Raw genomic sequence first — 24,792 nt, forward strand, 5'->3', positions numbered from 1 at the left:
GGGCTCACATCAGCACGATATCGTACTGTTCCTGGGAGTAGTGGGCCTCGACCTGGAAGCGGATGGTCTTGCCGATGAACTCCTCCAGATCGGCGACGGCCGCGGACTCCTCGTCGAGCAGGCGATCGACCACCGGCTGCGAGGCCAGCACCGTGTAGGTCTCGGCGCTGTAGGCCCGCTCCTCGCGCAGGATCTCGCGGAAGATCTCGTAGCACACCGATTCCGGCGTCTTGAGGGTGCCGCGACCGTGACAGGACGGGCAGGCCTCGCACAGGGTCTGCTCGAGGCTCTCGCGGGTGCGCTTGCGCGTCACCTGGACCAGCCCCAGCTCGGTGACGCCGGTGCACTTGGTCTTGGCGTGATCGCGCTCGAGCGACTTCTCCAGCACGCGGAGCACCTGGCGCTGATGCTCGGGCTCCTCCATGTCGATGAAGTCGATGATGATGATGCCGCCCAGGTTGCGCAGCCGCAGCTGACGGGCGATGGCGGTGGCGGCCTCGAGGTTGGTCTTGAAGATGGTTTCCTCGAGATTGCGATGCCCCACGAAGCCGCCGGTGTTGACGTCGATAGTGGTCATCGCCTCGGTGGGATCGATCACCAGGTAGCCGCCGGACTTGAGCTGCACCTTGCGCCCCAGCGCCTTCTGGATCTCGTCCTCGACGCTGAACAGATCGAAGATCGGCCGCTCGCCGGCGTAGTGCTCGATGCGCTCCACCGCCGAGGGCATGAACTCCTCGGCGAACTCCAGCAGCTTGACGTGGTTCTCGCGGGAGTCGATGCGCACCTTCTCGATGTCGTCCCGCATCACGTCGCGCAGGGTGCGCATGAACAGCGGCAGGTCGTCATAGATGACGCTGGGGGCCGAGGCCGTGATCTTGCGCTCGCTGACCCTGCGCCACAGGCGCAGCAGGAAGTGCATGTCGCCGGCCATTTCCTCCTGCGTGACGCCCTCGGCGGCGGTGCGCACGATGAAGCCCCCGGTCACCTCCAGGGTCTGCTCCGCCTGGGCGGCCTCGACCAACTCGCGCAGCCGCTCGCGCTCGCGCTCGTCCTCGATGCGCTGGGAGACGCCGTTGTGCGGAGAGTCCGGCATGTAGACTAGGTAGCGCGACGGCACCGAGAGATGCGTGGTCAGGCGTGCGCCCTTGGAGCCGATCGGATCCTTGGTGGCCTGCACCACCAGCGACTGCCCCTCGTGGAGCAGGTGACCGATGGAGACCTGCTCGTCGGCCGGCGTCCCCGACGGCATCACCTCGTGGGCATGAATGAAGGCCGCCCGATCGAGGCCGATGTCGACGAAGGCGGCCTGCATGCCCGGCAGCACCCGGACCACCTTGCCCTTGTAGATGTTGCCGACGATGCCGCGGCGCCGGGCCCGCTCGATGAAGGCTTCCTGGAGCACGCCGTTCTCCACCACGGCGACCCGGGTCTCCATCGGGGTCAGGTTGATCAGTACTTCACCGCTCATGCGGAAATCCTTGTCCAGAGGAAACTCGAGGCATTATGACATAGCGCGGTTCCACAGCGGCACGCCCTGTCGGGCCAGCAATTCGGCGGTCTCGAACAGCGGCAGGCCGACCACCGCGGAATGGCTGCCCTCCAGGCGCGACACGAACAGCGCCGCCCGCCCCTGGATCGCGTAGCCACCGGCCTTGTCGACGGGCTCGCCGGTCGCCCAGTAGGCGGCGATCTCGGCATCGGTGATCTCGCGCAGCCAGACGCGCGTCGTCACGCAGGTGCTCAGCAGCCCCGCCGGGCCGGTCACGGCCACCGCGGTCAGCACCCGATGGGATCGCCCGGACAGCGAGCGCAGCATGGCGGCGGCGTGCTCGCGGTCCCGCGGCTTGCCGAGGATGGCGTCGTCACACACCACCGCGGTATCGGAGCCGAGCGTCGGCAGCGCGCTGCCCACCGCCCCGGCCCGGGCCTTCTCCTCGGACAGGCGCCGGACATAGGCCTCGGGCGCTTCGCCTGGCCGCGGCGTCTCGTCGAGATCGACCGGCCGCACCTCGGCCGTCACGCCGACGCCGGCCAGCAGCTGGCGTCGGCGCGGCGAGGCCGACGCCAGCCGGATCAGCGGCGGCTCGGGGGCATCGGTGGTGGCATCGGGCATCGCCATGCGGCTCACTCCTCGCTGCCGCGGCGCCGGAAGGCGCGGAACAGCGTGGTCAGCCAGGGCCACAGCAGCGCCCCGATCACCGAGGGCAGCAGGAAGGAAAGATGGATCGCGAAGGGCCCCAGCAGGGTGCGCAGCCACTGCTCCACCAGCTGCACCGTCCCCAGCAGCACCAGGATCAGCACCGCCTGCTGCAGCAGCGAATAGGCGCGGAAGCGCGGATAGACCAGGGCGCACAGGAAGGCCAGCAGCGACAGCAACAACGCGTTCTGCCCCAGCGGCGCGCCCTGGATCAGGTCGAGCAAGATGCCCAGCACGAAACCGTGGAAGACCCCGACCTTCTGCGGCGCCTTCATGCACCAGTAGATCAGCATCAGCCCCAGCCAGTCCGGGCGCCAGATCTGCCAGCCATCGGCCAGCGGCAGCACCTGCAGGCACAGCGCCAGCAGCAGGGTCAGCCAGATCCAGGGCAGGCTCGCCGTCGCGCGTGCGGCCATTATTCGTCCTCCTCGGCGGGGCCGATCATCTCCACCGCCGCCTCGACGGCCGCCGGATCGAGCGCCACCGTCCAGCCGCCGCGACCCGGCGCCTCGGGAGGCTCGGGCGGGAACAGCAGCAGGAAGTGGCGGGCACGCTGCAGCTGGGCCACCGGGCGGGCCTTCACCTGGGCGAAGGGCTCGCCGGGATCGTGGACCACCGAGGTGACCCGCGCCACCGGATAGCCGGGCGGGAAGCGGCCGGCCAGTCCCGAGGTCATCAGCAGGTCGCCCTCGCGGATATCCGCGGTGTCCGGCACATGCAACACGCCGAGGGCGTCGTACTGGCCGGTGCCCTGGAGAATGAAGCGCAGATTGTTGCGGTTGACCTGAATCGGCAGCGAGTGGCTGGCATCGGACACCATCAGCACCCGGCTGGCATAGGCCGACACCGAGGTCACCTGCCCCACCAGCCCGGCGGCATCCATCACCGGCTGGCCGACGAAGACGCCGTCACGCTGCCCGCGGTCGATGACCATGCGGTGGCTGAAGGGATCCGGGTCCAGCGACAACAGCTCGGTGGTGATGAAGGGAATGTCATGCTCGCGGGTGGCATCCAGCAGCTCGCGCAACCGCACGTTCTCGGCGGTCAGGCTGGCCATGCGCTGGACGCGATGCGAGAGGGTCAGGATCTGCTCGCGCAGCTGGCGGTTCTCATCGAGCAGCTCACGCTGGTCGGAAAACGCCAGCGACGCCCAGTTGAGGGCGTCGCTGGGCAGGCTGACCAGCCACTGGATCGGCGCCACCAGCGTCGACAGCTGGGCCCGCACGGGCTCCATGCGCGTGAAACGCAGATCGGCAAACATCAGGGCCACGGCGAGGAGCACACACAGCAGCATGCGATATCCCGGCACCGAGCCGTGCGAGAACAGCGGTTTGATGGCGTCCTCTCCCTATTCTCCTTGACGGCGTCGGACCTTATCCCGCGACGCCAGACTGCTCGGCCCCCGCCAGGGCGCCGGTCCGCCATGGCGACATTCCGTTTGCAGGGGACATACCGGCCATGTCGCGCGAACACCGGGGCCGGCCACCCGGGGGCGACCGATCCCGGCCAGCGCTTCCATCCAGCAGGGCTTCCCCGGTCAGTCGCTGGAGAGCAGCTCGAACGTATGCTGATCGATCATCTCGAGGGCCTTGCCGCCGCCGCGGGCCACGCAGGTCAGCGGATCCTCGGCGACCACCACCGGCAGCCCGGTCTCCTCGGCGATCAGCTTGTCGAGGTCGCGCAGCAGCGCGCCGCCGCCGGTCAGCACCAGGCCGCGTTCGGCGATGTCGGAGGCCAGCTCGGGGGGCGACTGTTCCAGGGCGCTCTTCACCGCGGCGACGATGGAGCCCAGCGTCTCCTGGAGGGCGTCGAGGATCTCGTGGGAATTCAGGGTGAAGCTGCGCGGAATGCCCTCGGCCAGGTTGCGGCCACGCACGTCGATCTCGCGCAGCTCGCCGCCGGGGTAGGCGCAACCGATCTCTTCCTTGATGCGCTCGGCGGTGGACTCGCCGATCAGGCTGCCGTAGTGGCGACGCACGTAGGCGATGATCGCCTCGTCGAAGCGGTCGCCGCCGACGCGGATGGACTCGGAGTAGACCACGCCGTTGAGCGAGATGATGGCGATCTCGCTGGTGCCGCCACCGATGTCGACGACCATCGACCCCTGGGCTTCCTCGACCGGCAGGCCGGCACCGATGGCCGCGGCCATGGGCTCCTCGATCAGGAACACTTCGCGGGCCCCGGCGCCCTCGGCGGACTCCTTGATGGCACGGCGCTCGACCTGGGTCGACATGCAGGGCACGCAGACCAGCACCCGAGGGCTCGGCGTCAGGAAGGTGCTCTGATGGACCTTGCGGATGAAGTACTGCAGCATCTGCTCGGTCACGGTGAAGTCGGCGATGACGCCGTCCTTCATCGGCCGGATGGCGGTGATATTGCCCGGCGTGCGGCCCAGCATGCGCTTGGCGTCGGCACCCACGGCGGCCACGCTGCGCATGTTGCCGGACTGACGAATCGCCACCACCGACGGCTCATCGAGCACGATACCGCGCCCGCGGACATAAATCAGCGTATTGGCCGTCCCCAGGTCGATCGACAGATCGCTGGAAAACAGCCCCCTCAAACGTTTGAACATGAAGTCGTTACCTAGTGCAGACCGGGGACCCTGTGCGGGGGCAAACCGTATCACTGCACCCCCCTAGCGGCAAGCGCCACGCCCCTGGCCCCTGCCCGCCGTGACGCGAATGTGGTAACTTCTGCGGTCTTTTCTGCCACCCTTTCGAGGACACCCGATCATGGCGCTTGAACACGCAGACGTTCTCCGGGCCGCCCACCTGGCCCGTCTCGGCCTGGACGAGGGTGAGGCCGACCGCTATCTCGACGACCTGGGCCGCATCCTGGAGATGGCCGACCAGCTGCAATCGATCGATACCGACGGCGTCGCCCCGCTGGCCCACCCGCTGGACGCCACCCAGCGCCTGCGCGCCGACGAGGTCACCGAGACCGACCAGCGCGAGACCTTCCAGCGCTGCGCCCCGGCGGTGGAGAACGGCCTCTATCTGGTGCCGCGGGTCGTCGAGTGACCGCCTCCCTCTTTCGTCGTCAATGACATGTCATCACGGAGCCCCGGCCCCATGCACGACCAGACACTGACCGGACTCGCCGCCGCCCTGGCGGCCGGCGAGTTCTCCAGCCGCGAGCTGACCGAGCATCTGCTCGCGCGCATCGAGCGCCATGACGGCGCGCTCAACAGCTTTATCACCGTCACCGGCGAGCAGGCCCTGGCCGCTGCCGATGCCGCCGACGCCGCCCGGGCCCGGGGCGAGGCCGGCCCGCTGACCGGCCTGCCGCTGGCACTGAAGGACATCTTCTGCACCCGGGGCGTGAAGACCAGCTGCGGCTCGCGGATGCTCGACAACTTCGACGCGCCCTACGACGCCAGCGTGGTCGAGAAGCTGGCCGCCGCCGGCACCCTGAGCCTCGGCAAGACCAACATGGACGAGTTCGCCATGGGCTCGTCCAACGAGAACAGCTTCTATGGCGCGGTGAAGAATCCCTGGGACCTCGGTGCCGTGCCCGGCGGCAGCTCCGGCGGCAGCGCCGCCGCGGTGGCCGCGGGCCTGGTGCCGGCGGCGCTCGGCACCGACACCGGCGGCTCGATCCGTCAGCCGGCGGCCTTCTGCGGCATCACCGGCCTGAAGCCGACCTACGGCCGCGTCTCGCGCTACGGCATGATCGCCTACGCCTCGAGCCTGGACCAGGCCGGCCCCATGGCCCGCACCGCCGAGGACTGCGCCCACCTGCTCGGCGCCATCGCCGGCCACGACCTGCGCGACTCCACCAGCGTGGCGCGCGGCGTGCCGGACTACACCGAGGGCCTCGAGGCCCCGTTGTCCGGCCTCAAGATCGGCCTGCCCAAGGAGTACTTCGGCGACGGCCTGTCCGCCGAGGTCGAGCGCGCGGTGCGCGAGGCGATCCGCGTCTATGAGTCGCTCGGCGCCACGGTGCGCGAGGTCAGCCTGCCGCACACCCACTATGCGATCCCGGCCTACTACGTGATCGCGCCGGCCGAGGCCTCCTCGAACCTGTCGCGCTTCGACGGCGTGCGCTTCGGCCACCGCTGCGAGAATCCGACCGACCTGATCGACCTCTACAAGCGCTCGCGGGGCGAGGGCTTCGGCGAGGAGGTCAAGCGGCGCATCCTGATCGGCACCCACACCCTCTCCGAGGGCTTCTTCGACGCCTACTACAAGCAGGCGCAGAAGGTCCGCCGACTGATCCGCCAGGACTTCCTCGACGCCTTCGAGGAGGTCGACGTGCTGATGGGCCCGGCCTCGCCGACCCCGGCCTTCGACCTGGGCGCCAACAAGGACCCGGTGTCGATGTACCTGCAGGACATCTACACCATCGCCGTCAACCTGGCCGGCATCCCCGGCATCAGCGTGCCGGCCGGCTTCGCCGGCGGCCGCCCGGTGGGCCTGCAGATCCTCGGCACCCACTTCGCCGAGGCCCAGCTGCTCAACGTCGCCCACCAGTTCCAGCAGGCCACCGACTGGCACCTGCGCCGTCCTGAACTTGCCGAGGAGACCGCCTGATGCAATGGGAAACCGTGATCGGGCTGGAGGTCCACGTCCAGCTCGCCACCCGCTCCAAGATCTTCTCCGGCGCCTCCACCGCGTTCGGCGCCGAGCCCAACACCCAGGCCTGCGCCGTCGACCTCGGCCTGCCGGGCGTGCTGCCGGTGCTCAACGAGCAGGCGGTGGCCATGGCCGTGCAGTTCGGCCTGGGCATCCACGCCGAGATCCCCGAGGTCTCGGTGTTCGACCGCAAGAACTACTTCTATCCGGACCTGCCCAAGGGCTACCAGACCAGCCAGATGTATGAGCCGATCGTCGGCCCGGGCGAGGTCGAGATCCTGCTCGACGACGGCGAGAGCAAGCGCATCCGCGTGCACCATGCCCACCTCGAGGAAGACGCCGGCAAGTCGCTCCACGAGGACTTCCACGGCATGACCGGCATCGACCTCAACCGCGCCGGCACGCCGCTGCTGGAGATCGTCTCCGAGCCCGACATGCGCTCGGCCAAGGAGGCCGCGGCCTACCTCAAGGCGATCCACTCCATCGTGACCTATCTGGGCATCAGCGACGGCAACATGGCCGAGGGTTCGATGCGCTGCGACGTCAACGTCTCGGTGCGTCCCAAGGGCCAGGACGCCTTCGGCACCCGCGCCGAGATCAAGAACGTCAACTCCTTCCGCTTCGTCGAGCGCGCCATCGAGTTCGAGGTCGAACGCCAGATCGAGCTGCTCGAGGACGGCGGCACGGTGGTCCAGGAGACCCGTCTTTACGACCCCGAGGCCGACGAGACCCGCAGCATGCGCACCAAGGAGGAGGCCAACGACTACCGTTACTTCCCCTGCCCCGACCTGCTGCCGGTGGTGCTCGACCAGGCCTACGTCGACCACCTGCGCGGCCAGCTGCCGGAACTGCCGGCCGCCAAGCGCGAGCGCTTCCAGAGCGAGCTCGGCCTCTCCGCCTACGACGCCGGTGTGCTCTCGGCGAGCCGCGCCATGGCCGAGTACTTCGAGCGGGTCCACGCCGTCTGCGGCGACGCCAAGCAGGCCGCCAACTGGGTACAGGGCGAGCTGTCCGGCGCCCTGAACCGCGAGGGCCTGGCGATCGTCGACAGCCCGGTCTCCGCCGACCAGCTCGGCGGGCTCATCGTCCGGGTGCTGGACGACACCATCAACGGCAAGGCCGCCAAGCAGGTGTTCCAGGCGCTGTGGCACGGCGAGGGCGACTCCGCGGACGCCATCATCGAGGCCAAGGGCCTGAAGCAGGTCACCGACACCGGCGCCATCGAGGCGATGATCGACCAGGTGATCGCCGACAGCCCGGCCCAGGTCGCCCAGTACCGCGACGCCGAGCCCGACAAGCGCGGCAAGATGATCGGCTACTTCGTCGGCCAGGTGATGAAGGCCTCCCGCGGCACCGCCAACCCCCAGCAGGTCAACGCCCTGCTCAAGGAAAAGCTCGACGCCCTGTGCTGATCCGCGTCCTCCCTCGCCCTCCACGGGCGAGGGAGGACACTGCCCTCGAGGAGGCCCCATGCCCAACATCAACATCCAGCTGATCGAAGGCCGCAGCGCCGAGCAGAAGGAAGCGCTGATCGAGAAGGTCACCGCCGCCTGCGTCGAGGCCATCGACTGCACGCCCGAGAGCGTACGCGTGATGCTCGATGACATCGCGCCCCAGGACTTCGGCATCGCCGGCCAGTCGGTCGCCAGGCGGCGCGCCGAGCAGGACGCCAACGCCTGATTCCCGGCCCCGCCGCCCGGCGGGGCCGGCGCTGGCCGAACAGCGTCTCGATACCCTCCACCTGGCCGCGGCGATCCGGCCGGCGCCCTCAGCCCTTCTGCCGCTCTATCTCCGCCCGCAGCGCCTCGGCCTGCTCGGTCAGGGCCGCGTTGGCCCGCATGTCGCCATTGCGCGCGGCCGTCATCGCCTGCTCCAGCTTCTGCTCGTACTGCTGCTGGAGCTTCTTGACCGGGTCTCGCTTGAGCCAGTTCAGCATGCCGTTTCCTCCGCAATAGTCATACACAGCAAGGTAAAAACATAACTATTGTACAAGAAAACCTCACCCCGAGGCTTGCCTGACGCCCCCTCAACGCGCCTGACGTCGCGCCGGGCGAACTAGTCCGCAAACAGCGCCTCGATCCCGTCCACCTGGCCGCAGCGATCCGGTCGATACCCCGGCAGCTCCCGCACCGCCGCCTGGAACGCCTCGCCGGCGATCACCTGACACAGCGACTGAAGCTTCGGCTCCGCCAGGCTGCGACGGTGACCGACCAGCAGGTAGTCCTCCAGCGCCAGCGGCACGAAGTCGAGCCCGAAGCGCCGGGCCGCCGCCTCCACCCCGAAACCGACCTCCGCCATGCCGGCGGCGACATAGGCCGCTACCGCCGAGTGGGTGTATTCCTCGAGTTCGTAGCCGCGGATGCGCCGGCTCGCCAGCCCCTCCCCTTCCAGCAGGCCGTCCAGCAGCGCCCGGGTGCCCGAGCCCGCCTGGCGATTGATGAAGCGCACCTCGCCCTTGGCCAGATCACTCAAGCCCTCGATGCCCAGCGGATTGCCCGGCGCCACCATCAGGCCCTGGCGCCGGGTGATGAAGCGGATCACCCGGTAACTGCGCGGCTTGAGCAGGTCACGATAGCCACGGATCACCCGCGCGCCGACCTCGCCCCGCGGCAGATGAAAACCGGCCAGGTCGCAGGCGCCGCGATGCAGCGCCGAAAGGGCCTCGCGAGAACTACAATATTGGAGATCGAGACGCAGCTCATCGAGGTAGGCCGGCAGCAGTTCGACGGCATAGCCGTGGGTGGCGTAGAGGCGCAGCACCGGCTTGACGCCCTCAAGCGCCTGCTGAATGGCGAGGTTGAGCTCGGAGCCAAGGCTCTCCAGCTGCGGCCCCAGCCGGGCGATCACCCGCTGTTCGGCCCACAGCAGCTTCTCGCCCAGCGGCGACAGCCGCGCGCCCTTGCCGCGTTCGAGGTCGACCAGGGCGATGCCGAAGAACTCGCCCCACTTGTTGAGCAGGTTCCAGGCATGGCGATAGGAGATGCCCACCGACTCGGCGGCCCGGGTCAGCTTGCCGTGCCGATGCACCGCCTCGAGCAGGCCGAACAGCTTGGGATCGAGCTGGTTACCGGCCTCGTCGCTGAAGTGCCAGGCCGGCGTGATGCGGATACGCTTCATGTGAAGTAAGTTTCATATTTCGCCGTCGAGACACCAATGCTAGCTTTACCGCGACCGTGACGCACGCCCCGCCTACCTATGAAACAGCGTGCATATTTAAACGCCAGCTACAATGATAACTAGGGGTACTCGATGAACGATTCCCGAGAGTGGACGCCCCAGGCGGTCCAGGCCGAGGTCGACGCCCTGAAGCACAAGCCCGGCGCCCTGCTGCCGATCCTGCACGCCCTTCAGGACCGCTTCGACCATGTGCCCGAGGGCGCGGTGCCGATCATCGCCGAATCGCTGGGCCTCACCCGCGCCGAGGTGCACGGGGTGATCAGCTTCTACCACCATTTCCGCACCTCGCCGCCGGGCCGCCATGTGGTTCAGGTGTGCCGCGCCGAGGCCTGTCAGGCCCGCGGTGCCCGCCCCCTGGAGGCCCATGCCAAGGCCACCCTCGGCGTCGGCTATCACCAGACCACCGCCGACCGCGAGATCACCCTCGAGGCCGTCTACTGCCTGGGCAACTGCGCCTGCGGCCCCTCGGTCCGCGTCGACGACCAGATCCTCGGCCGCGTGACGCCCGAGCGCTTCGATGCCCTGGTCGATGAACTCCGCACCCAGCCGCTGGAGGTGCTCGGATGAGCGTCCGCGTCTTCGTTCCCCGTGATACCACCGCCCTCTCGCTGGGCGCCGACGCCGTCGCCACGCGCCTGGAGCGCGAGGCCGAACGTCGCGGCCTCGCGCTGACCGTGGTGCGCAACGGCTCCCGCGGCCTGGCCTGGCTCGAGCCGCTGGTCGAGGTCGAGACCCCCGCCGGCCGCGTCGCCTATGGCCCGGTGACGCCCGCCGACGTGCCGTCGCTGCTCGACGAGGGCCTGCTCGAGGGCCGCGACGGCCACGCACTGGCCCAGGGGCCGACCGAGGCGATCCCCTATCTCGCCCGCCAGCAGCGCCTGACCTTCGCCCGCATCGGCGTGACCGATCCGCTGTCGGTCGATGACTACCGGGCCCACGACGGCTTCCGCGGCCTCGAGGCGGCGCTGGCGCTCGAGCCCCAGGACATCGTCGAGGAGGTCAAGGCCTCCGGGCTGCGCGGCCGCGGCGGTGCGGCCTTCCCCACCGGCATCAAGTGGCAGACGGTGCTCGATGCCCCGGCGGACCAGAAGTACATCGTCTGCAACGCCGACGAGGGCGATTCCGGCACCTTCGCCGACCGACTGGTGATGGAGTGCGACCCCTACGTGCTGATCGAGGGCATGGCCATCGCCGGCCTCGCCGTGAACGCCACCCAAGGCTACATCTACCTGCGCTCCGAGTACCCGCTGGCCAAGCAAATCCTCGATGACGCCATCGCCCGCGCCGAGGCCGCCGGCTATCTGGGCGACGACATGCAGGGCAGCGGCCGCGCCTTCCACCTGGAGGTGCGCCTGGGCGCCGGCGCCTACATCTGCGGCGAGGAGACCTCGCTACTGGAGAGCCTCGAGGGCAAGCGCGGCCTGGTGCGCTTCAAGCCGCCGCTGCCGGCCATCGAGGGCCTGTTCGGCCGCCCCACCGTGGTCAACAACGTGCTGTCGCTGGCCGCCGTGCCCTTCATTCTCGCCGAGGGCGCCCAGGCCTACGCCAACCACGGCATGGGCCGCTCCCGCGGCACCCTGGCGCTGCAGCTGGCCGGCAACGTCAAGCGCGGCGGGCTGGTGGAGCTTTCCTTCGGCACCACCCTGCGCACCCTGATGGAAGACTTCGGCGGCGGCACCGCCAGCGGCCGTCCGCTGCGCGCGGTCCAGGTCGGCGGCCCGCTGTGTGCCTACCTGCCCGAGAGCCAGTGGGACATGCCGCTGGACTACGAGACCTTCGCCGAGGTCGGCGCGGGCGTCGGCCACGGCGGCGTGGTGATGTTCGACGACAGCGTCGACATGGCCGAGCAGGCCCGCTTCTCGATGGAGTTCTGCAAGGAAGAGTCCTGCGGCAAGTGCACGCCCTGCCGCATCGGCTCGACCCGCGGCGTGGAGGTCATCGACCGCATCCGGGCAGGCCGTGACCGCGACGCCAACCTCGAGCTCCTCGGCGAGCTCTGCGAGACCATGGAAGACGGTTCGCTGTGCGCCATGGGCGGCATGACGCCCTTCCCGGTGCAGAGCGCCCTGAAACACTTCCCCGACGACTTCCAGCGCGCGCCGGAAGGAGACCGCTCATGATTCAGCACTTCGACCCCAGCCAGCACGACAAGGCACTGGCCAAGGACCTGGGCACCCCGGCACCGGCCGCCGACGCAGCCCCGGTGAGCGTCGAGATCGACGGCGTCGAGATCACCGTGCCCGAGGGCACCTCGGTGCTGCGCGCCGCGGCCCTGGCCGATATCAACATTCCCAAGCTGTGCGCCACCGACAGCCTGGAAGCCTTCGGCTCCTGCCGGCTGTGCGCCGTCCAGGTCGAGGGCCGGCGCGGCACGCCGGCGGCCTGCACCACCCCGGTGGCCGAAGGCATGAAGGTCACCACCCAGAACGACCGCCTGGCCCGGCTGCGCCGCAACATCATGGAGCTCTACATCTCCGATCACCCGCTGGACTGCCTGACCTGTCCGGCCAACGGCGACTGCGAGCTGCAGGACATGGCCGGCGCGGTGGGCCTGCGCGAGGTGCGCTACGGCTTCGAGGGCGAGAACCACCTGGCCGCCGAGACCGACCACTCCAACCCCTACTTCAGCTTCGATCCCAGCAAGTGCATCGTCTGCTCGCGCTGCGTGCGGGCCTGCGAGGAGGTGCAGGGCACCTTCGCGCTGACCATCGACGGCCGCGGCTTCGATTCGACCGTCGCCGCCGGCCAGGACGAGGCCTTCATGGACTCCGAGTGCGTGTCCTGCGGCGCCTGTGTCCAGGCCTGTCCGACCTCGACGCTGATGGAGAAGAGCGTCATCGACGCCGGCCAGCCCGAGCACAGCGTGGTCACCACCTGTGCCTACTGCGGCGTGGGCTGCTCCTTCGAGGCCCAGATGAAGGGCGACCAGCTGGTGCGCATGGTGCCCTACAAGGGCGGCGACGCGAATCACGGCCACTCCTGCGTCAAGGGTCGCTTCGCCTTCGGCTATGCGACCCATCCGGACCGCATCACCACGCCGATGATCCGCGATGCCATCGACCAGCCCTGGCGCCCGGTCGACTGGGACGAGGCGATCTCCTTCGCCGCCAAGCGCCTCACGGCGATCCAGGACGAGCACGGCCGCGAGAGCATCGGCGGCATCACCTCCTCGCGCTGCACCAACGAGGAGACCTACCTGGTGCAGAAGCTGATCCGCGCGGCCTTCGGCAACAACAACACCGATACCTGCGCCCGGGTCTGCCACTCGCCCACCGGCTACGGCCTGAAGACCACCCTGGGCGAGTCCGCCGGCACCCAGACCTTCGACTCGGTGATGGCGGCCGACGCCATCATCGTGATCGGCGCCAACCCCACCGACGCCCACCCGGTGTTCGGCTCGATGATGCGCAAGCGCCTGCGCCAGGGCGCCTCGCTGATCGTCGCCGACCCGCGCCGCATCGACCTGCTCAATACGCCGCACCTCGAGGACGCCCAACACCTGCCGCTGCGCCCGGGCACCAACGTGGCGCTGGTCAACGCCCTGGCCCACGTGGTGGTCACCGAGGGCCTGGAGGACCACGACTTCATCGCCAGGCGCTGCGACACCGAGGCGTATCGCGCCTGGCGCGACTTCATCGGTGAGGCGCGCCACTCCCCGGAGGCCACCGAATCGGTCACCGGCGTGCCCGCCGAGGCCGTGCGCCGCGCCGCACGCACCTACGCCACCGCCGGCAACGGCGCCATCTACTACGGCCTGGGCGTCACCGAACACAGCCAGGGCTCGACCATGGTGATGGGCATCGCCAACCTGGCACTGGCCACCGGCAACATCGGCCGCGAGGGCGTGGGCGTGAACCCGCTGCGCGGCCAGAACAACGTCCAGGGCTCCTGCGACATGGGCTCCTTCCCCCATGAGCTGCCGGGCTATCAGCATGTCGCCGACGTCGCCGCCCGCGGCCGCTTCGAGGCCGCCTGGGGCGTCAAGCTCGACGACGAGCCGGGCCTGCGCATCCCCAACATGTTCGACGCCGCCATCGAGGGCAGCTTCAAGGCGCTCTACGTGCAGGGCGAGGACATCGCCCAGTCGGATCCCGACACCCAGCACGTGGAGGCGGCGCTGCGCTCGCTGGACTGCCTGATCGTCCAGGACATCTTCCTCAACGAGACCGCCAAGTTCGCCCACGTGCTGCTGCCGGGCTCGAGCTTCCTGGAGAAGGACGGCACCTTCACCAACGCCGAGCGCCGCATCAACCGGGTGCGCAGGGTGATGCCGCCGCTGGCCGGCAAGGCCGACTGGGAAGTCACCGTCGATCTGGCCCGCGCCCTGGGCTATCCGATGGAGTACACGCACCCGTCCGAGATCATGGACGAGATCGCGCGACTCACGCCGACCTTCGCCGGGGTCAGCTACGACCGCCTCGACGAGCACGGCAGCCTGCAGTGGCCCTGCAACGAGGAGCATCCCGACGGCACCCCGACCATGCACGAGGTGGACTTCCCGATCGGCCGCGGCCGCTTCGCGATCACCGAGTACGTGGCCACCGAGGAGCGCGCCAGCCGCCGCTTCCCGCTGCTGCTGACCACCGGGCGGATCCTGTCCCAGTACAACGTCGGCGCCCAGACCCGACGCACCGACAACCAGGTGTGGCACGACGAGGACGTGATCGAGGTACACCCGTCCGACGCCGAGGTGCGCGGCATCCAGGACGGCGACTGGCTGGGCGTCACCAGCCGCGCCGGCCAGACGGTGCTGCGGGCGCGGCTCAGCGAGCGCATGCAGCCGGGGGTGGTCTACACCACCTTCCACCACCCGGGCAGCGGCGCCAACGTGATCACCACCAGCAGCTCCGACTGGGCGACCAACTGCCCCGAGTACAAGGTGACCGCGGTGCAGGTCGAGAAGGTCAGCCAGCCGTCCCAGTGGCAGCGCCGCTTCGACGAGGCCGACCGCCGGCAGCGCGAATACCTGGCCACGGCCAGGGACGCCGCCTCATGAGCCGCGGAGGGACGCCCTCGTCCGGCGCCCCTCCCCTGACGCGCCGGCGCGTGGAGGTCCACCGCGATGCGTCGGGACGGGACGGCGATGTGGTCGACGACGCCCTGGCCCTCGAGGTCCCGGTGGCGCTGGTCTACAACGGCATCTCCCATGCGGTGATGATGGCCAGCCCCGCCGATCTCGAGGACTTCGCGCTGGGCTTCAGCCTCACCGAGGGCATCCTCGCGCATCCCCACGAGTGCTACGACCTGGAGGTGCACGAGGAGCCCGGCGGGCTGACGGTGCAGCTGACCATCGCCGGCCAGCGGCTGGCGGAGCTCAAGGAACGCCGTCGCAGCCTGGCCGGCCGCACCGGCTGCGGCCTGTGCGGCACCGAGGCGCTGGATCAGGCGATTCGCCCGATCCCGAGGGTCCGGGCGCCGGCACTGAGCGACGACGCCATCCAGCAGGCCCTCGGGGCCCTGGCCGATCATCAGGCGCTGCAGGCGGCCACCGGCGCCACTCACGCCGCGGCGTGGTGCGAGGCCGACGGCCGGATTCGCCTGGCGCGCGAGGACGTGGGACGCCACAACGCCCTCGACAAGCTGATCGGCGCCCTGACCCGCGAGGGCGGTCCGAACGAAGGCGGCTTCGCGCTGGTCTCGAGTCGCGCCAGCTACGAGATGGTGCACAAGAGCGCCAGCGCCGGCATCGGCGCCCTGGTGGCCGTCTCGGCGGCCACCTCGCTGGCGGTGGAGCAGGCCGAGCAGGCCGGGCTGCTGCTGGTCGGCTTCGCCCGCCCCGGCCGCCACCTGATCTATCATCGCCCCGCCGACGCTCCGTCGGCGCGGGCCCACGGTTGTTGAGGAACAGCGCATGTCGCACGATCAAGGCGAGACCCTGGTGCATATGGTCAATCAGATTGCCACCAACCTGAGCGGCGGCCGCGAGGAAGCCGAGGCCGTGGAAGGCGTCTGCAGTCACCTGGAGAAGTTCTGGGCCCGGGCCATGAAGCAGCGCATCGTCGCCTGCCTCGACGAGCCCGACGCCGGCGGCCTGGCGCCGGTGGCACGCCAGGCCGTCGAACGGCTGGCCGAGCATCAGGCCCGCAAGGCGGGCTGAAGCCGGTCGCACCGAACGACACAAGCCACCGCTGCACGACAGCACGCAAAAGGGCCGCCCCGATGGGGCGGCCCTTCTGTTTCCTGACTTGGCCTCGGCGCCTGCAGGCGCCAGACGTCACCGGCGAATCAGCCCTGGCTGCGGGGCTCGCCCCACTGCGGTTCGCCGTTCACGACGCGCACCGTCTCGCCCTGGGGACGCTGGTCCAGCCGGCTGGTGTGGGACTGGCCGTCATAGCGCCAGCTGACCTCATAGCCGGTGGTTTCCTCGCGGGAATCGGTGACGGTGTGGCAGCGCTGCTCGGTGGTGGAGACGGTCTGGCCGGCCTCGACCCGCTGCTGCACCTCGCGACCGGCGAGGCCGCCGCCGATGGCACCGGCCACGGTGGCAATCTTCTTGCCGCTGCCGCCGCCGACCTGGTTGCCCAGCAGCCCGCCGACGATGGCGCCGGCCGCCGTGCCGACCACGCTGTGCGGGTCGCGGGTCGGCGCCTGACGCTGCACCACCACGTTCTCGCACACCTCACGCGGGGTCTCCACCGTGCGGGTCAGGGTCTCCACGCCGGTGATATCGGCGAACTGGGGCTGGCGGCTTTCCTGCACCTGCCAGGCGCCGAAGGCCATGCCACCGAGGCCCAGTACCGCCAGAACGCTGCCCACCACGATCGACTTGCTCATGTTCGTAACCTCTTATCGGGCGTTCGACACGCCTCTCGCCGGAATCCTGGAAACCTGCTCCAGCGGTTGCAATGGCGGGCGAGGCTTCCCGCCCCGCGCCGATGCCCGACAGTATCGGCCGCCATCGATCGCGGCTCCAGCCCACCCGATGCGGTTCCACACTTGCTGCGCCGCTGTCGCCGGACGCGGACACCTCGGTCGATCACGCCGCCATCAGCGCGCCTGCACCTCGGACCACAGCTGCTGGAAAGTCTGCAACGACTCGCCGGACAGCGTGGGAATGAAGCGCAGGGCCTCCATGTCCTCGTCGCTCGGCATGATCGGCGGCTGGGTCAGCACCTCGTCGAGATAGGGCTCGGCGGCGGCGTTGGGGCTCGCGTAGTAGTTGTAGTTGGACAGCTGGGCACCGACCTCGGCGTCGAGCAGGAAGTCGATGAACTGGTGCGCCAGCTCGGGATGCGGCGCCTCGGAGGGGATCATCATGGCGTCGACCCACATCTCGGCCCCCTCCTCCGGAATCATGAACGCGAGGTGCTCGAAGGCCTCCGGGTTCTCGTCCTTCTGGTAGAAGTAATCGCCATTGAAGGACATGCCGGCCTGGATCACGCCGCGGGACAGCTGCTGCAGCGCCGGCGTGCCGTCGCTGAAGCCGCTGAAGGTGTCGCGCCCCTTGGTGTCGATCATCAGCCGCGCCGCCTCGCGCCAGGCATCCAGGCCGGTGCAGTCATAGCCGTGGCCGAGGTAGGCGCAGGCGCCGCCCATGGTGACCTGACCGTCGCCGATCATGGCGAACGGGTACTCGCCGTTGACCGCCGGATCGAACATCAGCGACCAGCTCCTGGGCGCGTCGGGGAAGGTCTCGGTGTTGTAGACGATGCCGGTGGTGCCCCACTGGTAGGGCACGGAGTAGCGGCCGCCGGGATCGTAGGAGGGATCCTGGAACTGCGCCATGACGTTGTCCAGGTTGTCGAGCCGCGCCTTGTCCAGCGGCTGGACCAGGCCGGTCTCGATCAGGCGCGGCACGTAGTAGTTGGACGGCACGACGATGTCGTACTGGGAGGCGCCGCCGGCGTTGAGCTTGGCGAACATCTCCGGCAGCGAGTTGAAGTAGTTCTGCACCACCTCGACGTCGTACTCGGCCTCGAAGGCCTCGATGATCGCCGGGTCCATGTACTGGGTCCAGTTGAAGAGATAGAGCTTGTCCGCCTCTTGCTGCGCCTGGGCCTGTCCGGCGAGGGCGAGCCCGCCCAGCGAGAGGGCCATGGCGAGGGTGCTGCGTGTCATGATGGTCATGTTCGTTCCCTTGGCGTTTCTGGTGGTCGAGGTGATCGGTGGGTGCCGCCGGTTCAGGGCGACCGGCGACGGCTGAAGACAAGACTCAGCATAGCGGCGATGGCCACGGCGGCGATCATCAGCGCGGCGATGGCGTTGATCTCCGGCGACACGCCCTTGCGGATCGCGCCCCAGATGTAGATCGGCAGGGTCGCGCTCTCCGGCCCGGCGGTGAAGAAGCTGATCACGAAGTCGTCCACCGACAGCGTGAAGGAGAGGAAGAAGGCCGCCATCAGCGCCGGCTTGAGCGTCGGCAGCATGAAGTGCACCAGGCGCTGGCGAGGCGTCGCATAGAGATCCCGCGCGGCCTCGAACAGCGCCGGGTCCAGCCCCACGAAGCGCGAATAGACGATCAGCGCCACGAACGGAATCTGGAAGGTCACATGGGCGATGATCATGGTGCCGAGCCCCGGCGACAGCCAGCCGGTCCACTCGTTGATCTGCACGAAGAAGGCCATCTCGGCGATGCCGAAGACGATGTCCGGCAGCACCAGCGGCAGGTAGATCACCAGGATCAGCCAGCCCAGGCGGCGCCGCCGATGGCGATACATGCCATAGCCGAGCACGCCGCCGACCACCAGCGCGACCAGCGACGAGACCACCGCCAGCACCAGGCTGTTGCCGAAGGCCGAGAGGATCTCCTCGTTGCCCATCAGCCGGTGATACCAGCGCAGCGAGAAATCGGCGAAACGCGCCGAGCTGTTGGCCGAGTTGAAGGAAAACAGCACCACCACCGCCAGCGGCAGGTAGAGGAAGGCCAGGGTCAGCCACCAGAAGACGGCCAGGCCGCGGTGCAGGGTACGCTTGGTCATATCACCACCTGCTCGCCGCCGCCCAGCCGCTTGCCGAGGCGGCGCATCACGAAGAGCCCGATGAAGGTCGCCAGCAGCATCAGGATCGCACCGGCCGCGCCCAGCGGCCAGTTGGCGGCGCCGGCGAACTGGCTGGCCACCAGGTTGCCGAGCATCATGCCCTTGCCGCCACCGAGCAGCTCGGACACGACGTACATGCCGAAGGCGGGAATCGCCACCAGCACGATGCCCGCCAGCAGTCCCGGCAGCGTCTGGGGGAAGATCGCGTGGCGAAAGGTCCTGAGCGGATTGGCGTAGAGGTCCTGGGCGGCCTCCACCTGGGTCACATCGAGCCTCTCGAAGGCACTGTAGAGCGGCAGCACCATGAACGGCAGGAAGTTGTAGACCAGCCCCAGGGTGACCGCGAAGTTGGAGGGATAGAGCCCCATGTGCGGCGAGATCAGTCCCAGGCTCGCGGCCAGGTCGGACAGCGGCGTGCCCGGCGCCAGCAGGTTCATCCAGCCGAAGGAGCGGATCACCTGATTGGTCCAGGACGGCACCACCACCGCCAGCAGCAGCAGCGGCCGCCACTTGGCGCGACAGGTGGTGATGTAGTAGGCCACGGGATAGGCGATCACCACCACCAGCGCGGTGGAGACCAGGGTCTGCCACAGCGAGCGCAGCAGGGTATAGAGATTGCCGGGGCTCCAGCCCAGGAAGCCGAAGCCGGCCAGACGCTCGAAGGCATCCAGCGACAGCGGCATCTGCGGCAGGCCGTAGGGGCCGCTGCTCATGAAGGCCACGCTCATCAGGTAGACGCTGGGCAGGACCAGGAACAGCAGGATCCACAGCGCCCCCGGGGTCACCGTCCACAGCAGGTGGCGGGTCTCGCGTCCCAGGCCTCGTGAGGAGGAAGCCGTTACGCCGGTATCGGTCATGCGCTGCCTCATTCGCTCAGGGTCACCAGGTCTTCCGGCGCCACCGTCACCGTCACCGTCTCGCCCACCTCGGGCAGGTGGCGACCGCGGTTGCTGACCATGGCCTGAAGGGTGGTGTCGCCGACCGCCAGCCGGAACTCCGCGTGGCTGCCGCGATAGAGCCGCTCGGCCACGGTCGCCGGCAGATGGTTGGGGCCCTCCACCGCGCCGGGCAGCAGGTCCAGGGTCTCGGGACGAATCAGCAGCAGCGCGCCGTCGCCGGGGTCCTCGGCGTCGAGCGTGCCGAGCGCCGTGGTCAGCCGCCGGCCGTCGCGGGCGCGGATCGCAAAGAGATTGTCGTGGCCCATGAAGCGTGCCACGAAGCCGTTGACCGGGCGTTCGTAGACCTCCCGCGGCGCGCCGACCTGCTGGATGCTGCCGCCGTTCAGCACGGCGATACGATCGGACATGACCATGGCCTCGTCCTGATCGTGGGTAACGAACACGAAGGTCATGCCGAGACGCTGCTGGACGCGCAGCAGCTCCACCTGCAGCTGGCCGCGCAGGCCGGCGTCCAGGGCCGAGAGCGGCTCGTCGAGCAGCAGCACGTCGGGCTCGCAGACCAGCGCCCGAGCCAGGGCGATGCGCTGACGCTGGCCGCCGGACAGCTGGTCGACGCGGCGCTCGACCAGGTCGCCGAGCTGGATGAAACCGGCGATCTCGTCGACCCGGGCGTTGCGCTCGGCGGCCGGCAGGCCGCGCATCTTGAGGCCGAAGGCCAGGTTGTCGCGCACCGAGAGATGCGGAAACAGCGCATAGGACTGGAAGACCGTGTTGACGCTGCGCCGGTGAGGCGGCACCTCGGTGATGTCGCGCCCCCCTACCGCCAGCGCGCCGGCATCGGGCGCCTCCAGGCCGGCGAGGATCCGCAGCAGGGTCGTCTTGCCACAGCCGGACGGCCCCAGCAGGGTGAAGAACTCGCCGGCCCGGATGGTCAGATCGACCCCGTCCAGGGCCACGGTGTCATGCCCGAAGCGCTTGTGCAGGCCCTGCATCTCGATCGACGACGCCTGGCGGCGCGTCTCGCTTCGGGCGGAATTCTCGGCGGCCGGATCGCTGCCCGGCCGGTCGGCGATATCCGCCGTCATGGTCTCGCTCATGGACTCGTCTCTTCGCTGCGTCGGCCGCGCCCGCTGTTCGCGTCGGCTCGCCCGAGCTCATGACGCGCAGAGGCCGCCAGAGTGGAGGTCGCTCCTCCCCGGGGCTCGCATTGGCGTCAGATGGTGGCAAAGGGGAATTTTCTAGGGTCAGGGCCCCGGCGGCAAGGGCCAGAGACGCAATCGGGCAGGAAAACCCGCCTCCCGGCGGGCGGAAGGCGGGACGAGCGGGGCGTGGATGTCGTCGCTTGTCGCGATGCGCCCCTTCATGGGAGGGGGCTGCCGACGGCCTCATGGCCTCCAGTCGGCCATGTCGCCATGGTGGAGACGCTAGCGGCCCGGCCTGCTCCGCCGATGGGGCGGGCCCGATGACATGAGCCGGAGGCCGTCGTGAGACAGGGGCCTTACCTGCTTGCGAAGCGACAGGGCTGTCATTCCCCAGAGGGAAGACCGGGCCAGGTACCACTCGGCCGGCGAGCAGGGCAATACCTGGCCCCAGACGTCGACAGCTTCAGGGAAGCGCATCGCCGTATCGCTCGGGCCGAGCGGCACTGTCCATCGCCTCCCAGCCGTGCCCACCGAAGGGATCGACGCCGAGCTGCTGCATGACCGACGGAAAGTCGACCATGACCCAGTTATCGACGATCTTGCCGTCCACCACCTTCCAGAAATCCATGTAGCGGATCACCACTCTCTTGCCGGTGGGGGCGATGCCCATGAACTCACCGCTGTGCACGGCCTCCTGGCGGCCGAAAGCGGCACACCATTCGCCCTGGGCCAGGCGAGCCTCGTCGATGCACACCTTATCGGAAAAGGCCGCCTGGAAGGGCCGCTGCCAATGAGACTGGAACTCCTCCAGTCCTTGCTTGAAGCCGCAACCGGCATTGCCCATCCAGCGGAAGGCATCGCTGAAGAAACGCCCCATGTTGTCGATGTCGTGGTCGTTGAGGCCATCGACCATGGCATCGATGGTGGCTAGGGTCTCGTCGGTTTTGGAGAGGTCATTGTGCCGCGTCAGGGCGGCCTGTTGAGGGCGTGCGCCGGGCATGGAAACACCTTTGGGTCATGGATCGATAAAGTGCGAAGCAACCCGGACAAGTTAGCTCCCCCCTCCCCTGCCCACCATGTCCCGCCGCCCTCTTTGCATGTGTTTTTGCACCTCCTGGCTGATATTCTAGGGTATATGCTCCATCCCGCGACGCCTCGCCGCTATCCGCCCGCGACAGGAGAGCCCCCACCATGTCCTGCTTCCCGGCGCCCCTTTCGGACCTGACCGACGCCCTGCGCTGTCGCATCGACTGGTCGACCCATCGCAGCGATCACTGCGTCAACACCGGTTGGCGGGTGCTTCCCTACTGGGTGGTCCTGCATGTGGTGGAGGGCGCCTATCACTGTGAATGGGCCGAGGGAGGCGGCGTCAGCGCGACGCCGGGGGAGGTACTACTGGTGCCCGCTGGGACGCGTCACGCCCTGTCGTTCGAGGCAGGCACGGTCACCGACGGCCTGCATATCGACTTCAGCCTGCATCACGCCGTCGATGTGTTTTCCGGCCATGCGGTGCCGACCGTCATCGCCGACGAGGCGGCCGGCGTGGCCCGGGCCACCGCGGCACTGACCGCCCTTCTGGCGAATCAGCACACCGATGCCCTGCAGGGGGCGGCGGCCCGCCAGGCCGCCGCCTACGACTTCCTTGCACAGGTGCTTGCCGTGTCCCGGGAACGCCCGGAACGCCGGCATCATCTCGCCGCCCTCAAACGGCTCGAGGCTGCCCTGGCGCTGATCGACGGGCATGTCGATCGGGCGCCTACGGTCGAGGAGCTCGCCGCCCGCTGCGCGCTGTCCCGCAACCGCTTCACCGAGCTGTTCAAGGCGACCCTGGGCCAGAGTCCGAAGCAGTACCTCGACCAACAGCGCCTGCGCAGGGCCATGTCGTTGCTGGTCCACAGCGATCAGGCCGTCGCCGAGATCGCCGACGGCCTGGGATTCTGCGACCCCTTCCACTTCAGCAAGCGCTTCAAGCGGCTGACCGGCGAGAGCCCCAGCGACTACCGACGCCAGGTGCGGCAGACCCTGTTGCGCTGACACCGGCGACCGGCTCTCAGGCGTCCCGGGCCACCTCGTGAGCCAGCAGCTGCTTCCAGACCGCCACCTCGTCGACGGTGATCCATTCCTGGGTGACCCGGCCATCGACCATGTGAGCGTGAGACAGCCCCATGATGTAGAACGGCGCCCCGGTCGGCGCGCCGAAGTGGCCCCAGCCGCCGTGGGTGGCACGCATTGTCCAGCGCATGGCGAGGCGCACCGGCTGACCGGGGTCGCGATTGATGATCAGATGCTCGACCCGGAAGTCGGCATCGGGGAAGGACGCCAGGTAGCCGAGGCAGAAGCGATCGATATCGCCGTGGCCGTTGATGCTGTCACCGCCGGGAATATTGACCGTGGCCCCCGGATGGTAGAGATCGAAACTCGAGTTCTCCGAATGCATGGTAAGGAAGCCGCCGATATTGGCGGCTTCCTTGTCACCGAGCGGCGACACAAGACTCTAGGCCAAGACCCTGGATTTCTCGAGATGATGCCCGCTCCCTAACCGATCCCCAGCCGCGTCTTGACCCTTCCAAAGGCCGCCAAAGCCCCCTCCAGGTCCTCGCGGCTCAGGGCCGCCGATACCTGAGTACGAATGCGTGCCTTGCCCTTGGGCACCACCGGATAGGAGAAGGCGATCACATAGACGCCCTCCTTGAGCATTTCCTCGGCGAAACGTGCCGCCAGGGCAGCGTCATGAAGCATCACCGGCACGATGGGGTGCTCGCCGGGTAGCAGCTCGAAGCCCAGCTCCTCGAGTCCGCGGCGGAAGTAGGCCGTGTTGTCGCGCAGCCGGTCGCGCAGCTCGCGAGATTCCGCCGCCAGTTCCAGGGCCTTGAGGGCACCTGCGACCACCGGCGGCGCCACGGTGTTGGAGAACAGGTACGGCCGCGAGCGCTGGCGCAGCAACTCGACGATCTCACCTCGAGCACTGGTGTAGCCACCACTGGCGCCGCCCAGGGCCTTGCCCAGGGTGCCGGTGAGGATATCGATCCGACCCAGGCAGTCGCGGTACTCATGGCTGCCGCGACCGCCCTCGCCCAGAAAGCCGGTGGCATGGCAGTCGTCGACGTGGACCAGGGCCCCATAGCGCTCGGCCAGAGCGCAGATCTCGTCGAGCCGGGCGATATAGCCGTCCATGGAGAACACGCCGTCGGTGGTGATCAGCTTGAAGCGCGCCCCCGCCGCATCGGCGGCCTGCAGTTGAGCCTCAAGATCGGCCATATCGCTGTTGCGGTAACGGTAGCGCTTGGCCTTGCACAGCCTCACCCCGTCGATGATGCTGGCATGATTGAGCTCATCGGAGATCACCGCGTCCTCGGGGCCCAGCAGGGTCTCGAACAGCCCGCCGTTGGCGTCGAAGCAGGAAGGATAGAGGATGGTGTCCTCGGTGCCGAGGAACTCGCTGAGCTTCGCTTCCAGGGTCTTGTGCAGGGATTGGGTGCCGCAGATGAAGCGCACCGAGGCCAGCCCGTAGCCCCACTCGTTCAGGCCCTCCATGGCGGCCGCCTTGACCTCGGGATGCTGGGCGAGCCCCAGGTAGTTGTTGGCGCATAGGTTCAACACCTCGCCGTCGTTCGCCACGCCCACATGGGCGCCCTGGGGGGTCGCCAGCTCGCGCTCGCGCTTGGTCAGCCCGGCCGCGTCGATGGCCGCCAGTTCGTCGCGAAGATGTTGTTGAAAGTCGCCGTACATGGTGTCGTATCCCTTCTGCTAGATGGCTCATCAAGTGTCGAAGATCCTAATGCGATGCGCTGTACCGGCGACAAGCCTTCGCGAGGCGCTGTA

At 68.7% G+C, this 24,792-nt stretch carries 25 protein-coding genes; 10 read left to right on the forward strand and 15 right to left on the reverse strand.

The genetic code is table 11. The features are described 5' to 3' along the window. Positions 1-4: 4 nt before the first annotated feature. The 5 genes from rng to FIU88_RS12005 all read right to left on the reverse strand — a co-directional run bounded on the left by rng (position 5) and on the right by FIU88_RS12005 (position 4,772). On the reverse strand, positions 5-1,468 hold the full coding sequence (rng, locus tag FIU88_RS11985; protein ID WP_152479400.1) for a ribonuclease G: 1,464 nt from the start codon (positions 1,466-1,468) through the stop codon (positions 5-7). A gap of 33 nt (positions 1,469-1,501) precedes the next feature. Further along, on the reverse strand, positions 1,502-2,119 hold the full coding sequence (locus FIU88_RS11990) for a nucleoside triphosphate pyrophosphatase (protein WP_152479401.1): 618 nt from the start codon (positions 2,117-2,119) through the stop codon (positions 1,502-1,504). A 5-nt stretch (positions 2,120-2,124) separates the two neighbouring features. Next, complete coding sequence (gene mreD, locus FIU88_RS11995) at positions 2,125-2,613, reverse strand: rod shape-determining protein MreD (protein WP_016854440.1); 489 nt, start codon at positions 2,611-2,613, stop codon at positions 2,125-2,127. Further along, a complete protein-coding gene (gene mreC / locus FIU88_RS12000; RefSeq protein ID WP_016854441.1) occupies positions 2,613-3,491 on the reverse strand; it encodes a rod shape-determining protein MreC in 879 nt (292 codons plus the stop codon). Before mreC ends, mreD begins: the two co-directional genes overlap by 1 nt. 243 nt (positions 3,492-3,734) lie before the next feature. After that, on the reverse strand, positions 3,735-4,772 hold the full coding sequence (locus FIU88_RS12005; RefSeq protein ID WP_016854442.1) for a rod shape-determining protein: 1,038 nt from the start codon (positions 4,770-4,772) through the stop codon (positions 3,735-3,737). Between the two features lie 160 nt (positions 4,773-4,932). Here FIU88_RS12005 and gatC point away from each other — a divergent pair, with 160 nt between their 5' ends. From gatC to FIU88_RS12025, 4 genes are read left to right on the forward strand one after another with little or no spacing between them, the layout of a single operon-like run. After that, a complete protein-coding gene (gatC, locus tag FIU88_RS12010; RefSeq protein WP_016854443.1) occupies positions 4,933-5,220 on the forward strand; it encodes an Asp-tRNA(Asn)/Glu-tRNA(Gln) amidotransferase subunit GatC in 288 nt (95 codons plus the stop codon). A gap of 51 nt (positions 5,221-5,271) precedes the next feature. Continuing rightward, positions 5,272-6,732 carry an Asp-tRNA(Asn)/Glu-tRNA(Gln) amidotransferase subunit GatA gene (gene gatA / locus FIU88_RS12015; protein ID WP_152479402.1) on the forward strand — a complete coding sequence of 487 codons (1,461 nt, stop codon included), beginning with the start codon at positions 5,272-5,274 and terminating at the stop codon, positions 6,730-6,732. Further along, the gene (gene gatB, locus FIU88_RS12020) at positions 6,732-8,186 is read left to right on the forward strand and encodes an Asp-tRNA(Asn)/Glu-tRNA(Gln) amidotransferase subunit GatB (protein WP_152479403.1); all 1,455 of its coding nucleotides are present in this window, start codon (positions 6,732-6,734) and stop codon (positions 8,184-8,186) included. The genes gatA and gatB overlap by 1 nt, the downstream gene beginning before the upstream one ends. A 58-nt stretch (positions 8,187-8,244) precedes the next feature. Next, positions 8,245-8,454: a 2-hydroxymuconate tautomerase family protein gene (locus FIU88_RS12025; RefSeq protein WP_152479404.1), complete on the forward strand. Its 210-nt coding sequence runs from the start codon at positions 8,245-8,247 to the stop codon at positions 8,452-8,454. 88 nt (positions 8,455-8,542) lie between these two features. On the opposite strand, the gene FIU88_RS12030 is transcribed toward FIU88_RS12025, so the two are convergent. Next, positions 8,543-8,710, reverse strand: coding sequence for a DUF6435 family protein (locus FIU88_RS12030; protein WP_152479405.1), 168 nt, complete (start codon positions 8,708-8,710; stop codon positions 8,543-8,545). 119 nt (positions 8,711-8,829) lie between these two features. Then, positions 8,830-9,891 carry a substrate-binding domain-containing protein gene (locus FIU88_RS12035; protein ID WP_152479406.1) on the reverse strand — a complete coding sequence of 354 codons (1,062 nt, stop codon included), beginning with the start codon at positions 9,889-9,891 and terminating at the stop codon, positions 8,830-8,832. Between the two features lie 132 nt (positions 9,892-10,023). Between FIU88_RS12035 and FIU88_RS12040 the strand changes: the two genes are divergently transcribed. From FIU88_RS12040 to FIU88_RS12060, 5 genes are read left to right on the forward strand one after another with little or no spacing between them, the layout of a single operon-like run. Then, positions 10,024-10,518 carry a formate dehydrogenase subunit gamma gene (locus FIU88_RS12040; protein WP_016854449.1) on the forward strand — a complete coding sequence of 165 codons (495 nt, stop codon included), beginning with the start codon at positions 10,024-10,026 and terminating at the stop codon, positions 10,516-10,518. Continuing rightward, positions 10,515-12,071: an NADH-quinone oxidoreductase subunit NuoF gene (locus FIU88_RS12045; RefSeq protein ID WP_152479407.1), complete on the forward strand. Its 1,557-nt coding sequence runs from the start codon at positions 10,515-10,517 to the stop codon at positions 12,069-12,071. Before FIU88_RS12040 ends, FIU88_RS12045 begins: the two co-directional genes overlap by 4 nt. Beyond that, positions 12,068-14,947: a formate dehydrogenase subunit alpha gene (gene fdhF / locus FIU88_RS12050; protein WP_152479408.1), complete on the forward strand. Its 2,880-nt coding sequence runs from the start codon at positions 12,068-12,070 to the stop codon at positions 14,945-14,947. The genes FIU88_RS12045 and fdhF overlap by 4 nt, the downstream gene beginning before the upstream one ends. Continuing rightward, positions 14,944-15,792 carry a formate dehydrogenase accessory sulfurtransferase FdhD gene (gene fdhD, locus FIU88_RS12055; RefSeq protein WP_253742540.1) on the forward strand — a complete coding sequence of 283 codons (849 nt, stop codon included), beginning with the start codon at positions 14,944-14,946 and terminating at the stop codon, positions 15,790-15,792. Before fdhF ends, fdhD begins: the two co-directional genes overlap by 4 nt. Positions 15,793-15,802: 10 nt before the next feature. Beyond that, positions 15,803-16,048, forward strand: coding sequence for a formate dehydrogenase subunit delta (locus FIU88_RS12060; RefSeq protein ID WP_016854453.1), 246 nt, complete (start codon positions 15,803-15,805; stop codon positions 16,046-16,048). A 128-nt stretch (positions 16,049-16,176) separates the two neighbouring features. Here FIU88_RS12060 and FIU88_RS12065 read toward each other — a convergent pair whose 3' ends face one another. The 6 genes from FIU88_RS12065 to FIU88_RS12090 form a co-directional block, all read right to left on the reverse strand. After that, positions 16,177-16,725, reverse strand: a complete 549-nt coding sequence (locus tag FIU88_RS12065) for a glycine zipper 2TM domain-containing protein (protein WP_152479409.1) — start codon at positions 16,723-16,725, stop codon at positions 16,177-16,179. A 213-nt stretch (positions 16,726-16,938) separates the two neighbouring features. Next, the gene (locus FIU88_RS12070) at positions 16,939-18,018 is read right to left on the reverse strand and encodes a PotD/PotF family extracellular solute-binding protein (RefSeq protein WP_152479410.1); all 1,080 of its coding nucleotides are present in this window, start codon (positions 18,016-18,018) and stop codon (positions 16,939-16,941) included. Positions 18,019-18,071: 53 nt separating this feature from the next. Continuing rightward, on the reverse strand, positions 18,072-18,869 hold the full coding sequence (locus FIU88_RS12075; RefSeq protein ID WP_152479411.1) for an ABC transporter permease: 798 nt from the start codon (positions 18,867-18,869) through the stop codon (positions 18,072-18,074). Further along, positions 18,866-19,786 carry an ABC transporter permease gene (locus FIU88_RS12080; RefSeq protein ID WP_152479412.1) on the reverse strand — a complete coding sequence of 307 codons (921 nt, stop codon included), beginning with the start codon at positions 19,784-19,786 and terminating at the stop codon, positions 18,866-18,868. Before FIU88_RS12080 ends, FIU88_RS12075 begins: the two co-directional genes overlap by 4 nt. A gap of 8 nt (positions 19,787-19,794) precedes the next feature. Next, positions 19,795-20,925 carry an ABC transporter ATP-binding protein gene (locus FIU88_RS12085; protein WP_016854458.1) on the reverse strand — a complete coding sequence of 377 codons (1,131 nt, stop codon included), beginning with the start codon at positions 20,923-20,925 and terminating at the stop codon, positions 19,795-19,797. 508 nt (positions 20,926-21,433) lie between these two features. Continuing rightward, the gene (locus FIU88_RS12090; protein ID WP_016854459.1) at positions 21,434-21,970 is read right to left on the reverse strand and encodes an ester cyclase; all 537 of its coding nucleotides are present in this window, start codon (positions 21,968-21,970) and stop codon (positions 21,434-21,436) included. A 191-nt stretch (positions 21,971-22,161) separates the two neighbouring features. On the opposite strand from FIU88_RS12090, the gene FIU88_RS12095 reads away from it, so the two are divergent. After that, positions 22,162-23,004, forward strand: a complete 843-nt coding sequence (locus FIU88_RS12095; protein ID WP_016854460.1) for an AraC family transcriptional regulator — start codon at positions 22,162-22,164, stop codon at positions 23,002-23,004. Between the two features lie 16 nt (positions 23,005-23,020). On the opposite strand, the gene FIU88_RS12100 is transcribed toward FIU88_RS12095, so the two are convergent. Continuing rightward, positions 23,021-23,407 carry an ester cyclase gene (locus FIU88_RS12100; RefSeq protein WP_152479413.1) on the reverse strand — a complete coding sequence of 129 codons (387 nt, stop codon included), beginning with the start codon at positions 23,405-23,407 and terminating at the stop codon, positions 23,021-23,023. Between the two features lie 98 nt (positions 23,408-23,505). Then, positions 23,506-24,699 carry a glycine C-acetyltransferase gene (kbl, locus tag FIU88_RS12105; protein WP_016854462.1) on the reverse strand — a complete coding sequence of 398 codons (1,194 nt, stop codon included), beginning with the start codon at positions 24,697-24,699 and terminating at the stop codon, positions 23,506-23,508. Positions 24,700-24,792 lie beyond the last annotated feature (93 nt).

The organism is Halomonas sp. THAF12 (assembly GCF_009363675.1).
Taxonomy (GTDB): Bacteria; Pseudomonadota; Gammaproteobacteria; order Pseudomonadales; family Halomonadaceae; genus Halomonas; species Halomonas smyrnensis.

Bases quoted from the DNA above. Each gene is read 5' to 3' on its own strand.
- rng (WP_152479400.1), bottom strand. From the start codon at position 1,468: ATGAGCGGTGAAGTACTGATCAACCTGACCCCGATGGAGACCCGGGTC.
- FIU88_RS11990 (WP_152479401.1), bottom strand. From the start codon at position 2,119: ATGGCGATGCCCGATGCCACCACCGATGCCCCCGAGCCGCCGCTGATC.
- mreD (WP_016854440.1), bottom strand. From the start codon at position 2,613: ATGGCCGCACGCGCGACGGCGAGCCTGCCCTGGATCTGGCTGACCCTG.
- mreC (WP_016854441.1), bottom strand. From the start codon at position 3,491: ATGCTGCTGTGTGTGCTCCTCGCCGTGGCCCTGATGTTTGCCGATCTG.
- FIU88_RS12005 (WP_016854442.1), bottom strand. From the start codon at position 4,772: ATGTTCAAACGTTTGAGGGGGCTGTTTTCCAGCGATCTGTCGATCGAC.
- gatC (WP_016854443.1), top strand. From the start codon at position 4,933: ATGGCGCTTGAACACGCAGACGTTCTCCGGGCCGCCCACCTGGCCCGT.
- gatA (WP_152479402.1), top strand. From the start codon at position 5,272: ATGCACGACCAGACACTGACCGGACTCGCCGCCGCCCTGGCGGCCGGC.
- gatB (WP_152479403.1), top strand. From the start codon at position 6,732: ATGCAATGGGAAACCGTGATCGGGCTGGAGGTCCACGTCCAGCTCGCC.
- FIU88_RS12025 (WP_152479404.1), top strand. From the start codon at position 8,245: ATGCCCAACATCAACATCCAGCTGATCGAAGGCCGCAGCGCCGAGCAG.
- FIU88_RS12030 (WP_152479405.1), bottom strand. From the start codon at position 8,710: ATGCTGAACTGGCTCAAGCGAGACCCGGTCAAGAAGCTCCAGCAGCAG.
- FIU88_RS12035 (WP_152479406.1), bottom strand. From the start codon at position 9,891: ATGAAGCGTATCCGCATCACGCCGGCCTGGCACTTCAGCGACGAGGCC.
- FIU88_RS12040 (WP_016854449.1), top strand. From the start codon at position 10,024: ATGAACGATTCCCGAGAGTGGACGCCCCAGGCGGTCCAGGCCGAGGTC.
- FIU88_RS12045 (WP_152479407.1), top strand. From the start codon at position 10,515: ATGAGCGTCCGCGTCTTCGTTCCCCGTGATACCACCGCCCTCTCGCTG.
- fdhF (WP_152479408.1), top strand. From the start codon at position 12,068: ATGATTCAGCACTTCGACCCCAGCCAGCACGACAAGGCACTGGCCAAG.
- fdhD (WP_253742540.1), top strand. From the start codon at position 14,944: ATGAGCCGCGGAGGGACGCCCTCGTCCGGCGCCCCTCCCCTGACGCGC.
- FIU88_RS12060 (WP_016854453.1), top strand. From the start codon at position 15,803: ATGTCGCACGATCAAGGCGAGACCCTGGTGCATATGGTCAATCAGATT.
- FIU88_RS12065 (WP_152479409.1), bottom strand. From the start codon at position 16,725: ATGAGCAAGTCGATCGTGGTGGGCAGCGTTCTGGCGGTACTGGGCCTC.
- FIU88_RS12070 (WP_152479410.1), bottom strand. From the start codon at position 18,018: ATGACCATCATGACACGCAGCACCCTCGCCATGGCCCTCTCGCTGGGC.
- FIU88_RS12075 (WP_152479411.1), bottom strand. From the start codon at position 18,869: ATGACCAAGCGTACCCTGCACCGCGGCCTGGCCGTCTTCTGGTGGCTG.
- FIU88_RS12080 (WP_152479412.1), bottom strand. From the start codon at position 19,786: ATGACCGATACCGGCGTAACGGCTTCCTCCTCACGAGGCCTGGGACGC.
- FIU88_RS12085 (WP_016854458.1), bottom strand. From the start codon at position 20,925: ATGAGCGAGACCATGACGGCGGATATCGCCGACCGGCCGGGCAGCGAT.
- FIU88_RS12090 (WP_016854459.1), bottom strand. From the start codon at position 21,970: ATGCCCGGCGCACGCCCTCAACAGGCCGCCCTGACGCGGCACAATGAC.
- FIU88_RS12095 (WP_016854460.1), top strand. From the start codon at position 22,162: ATGTCCTGCTTCCCGGCGCCCCTTTCGGACCTGACCGACGCCCTGCGC.
- FIU88_RS12100 (WP_152479413.1), bottom strand. From the start codon at position 23,407: ATGCATTCGGAGAACTCGAGTTTCGATCTCTACCATCCGGGGGCCACG.
- kbl (WP_016854462.1), bottom strand. From the start codon at position 24,699: ATGTACGGCGACTTTCAACAACATCTTCGCGACGAACTGGCGGCCATC.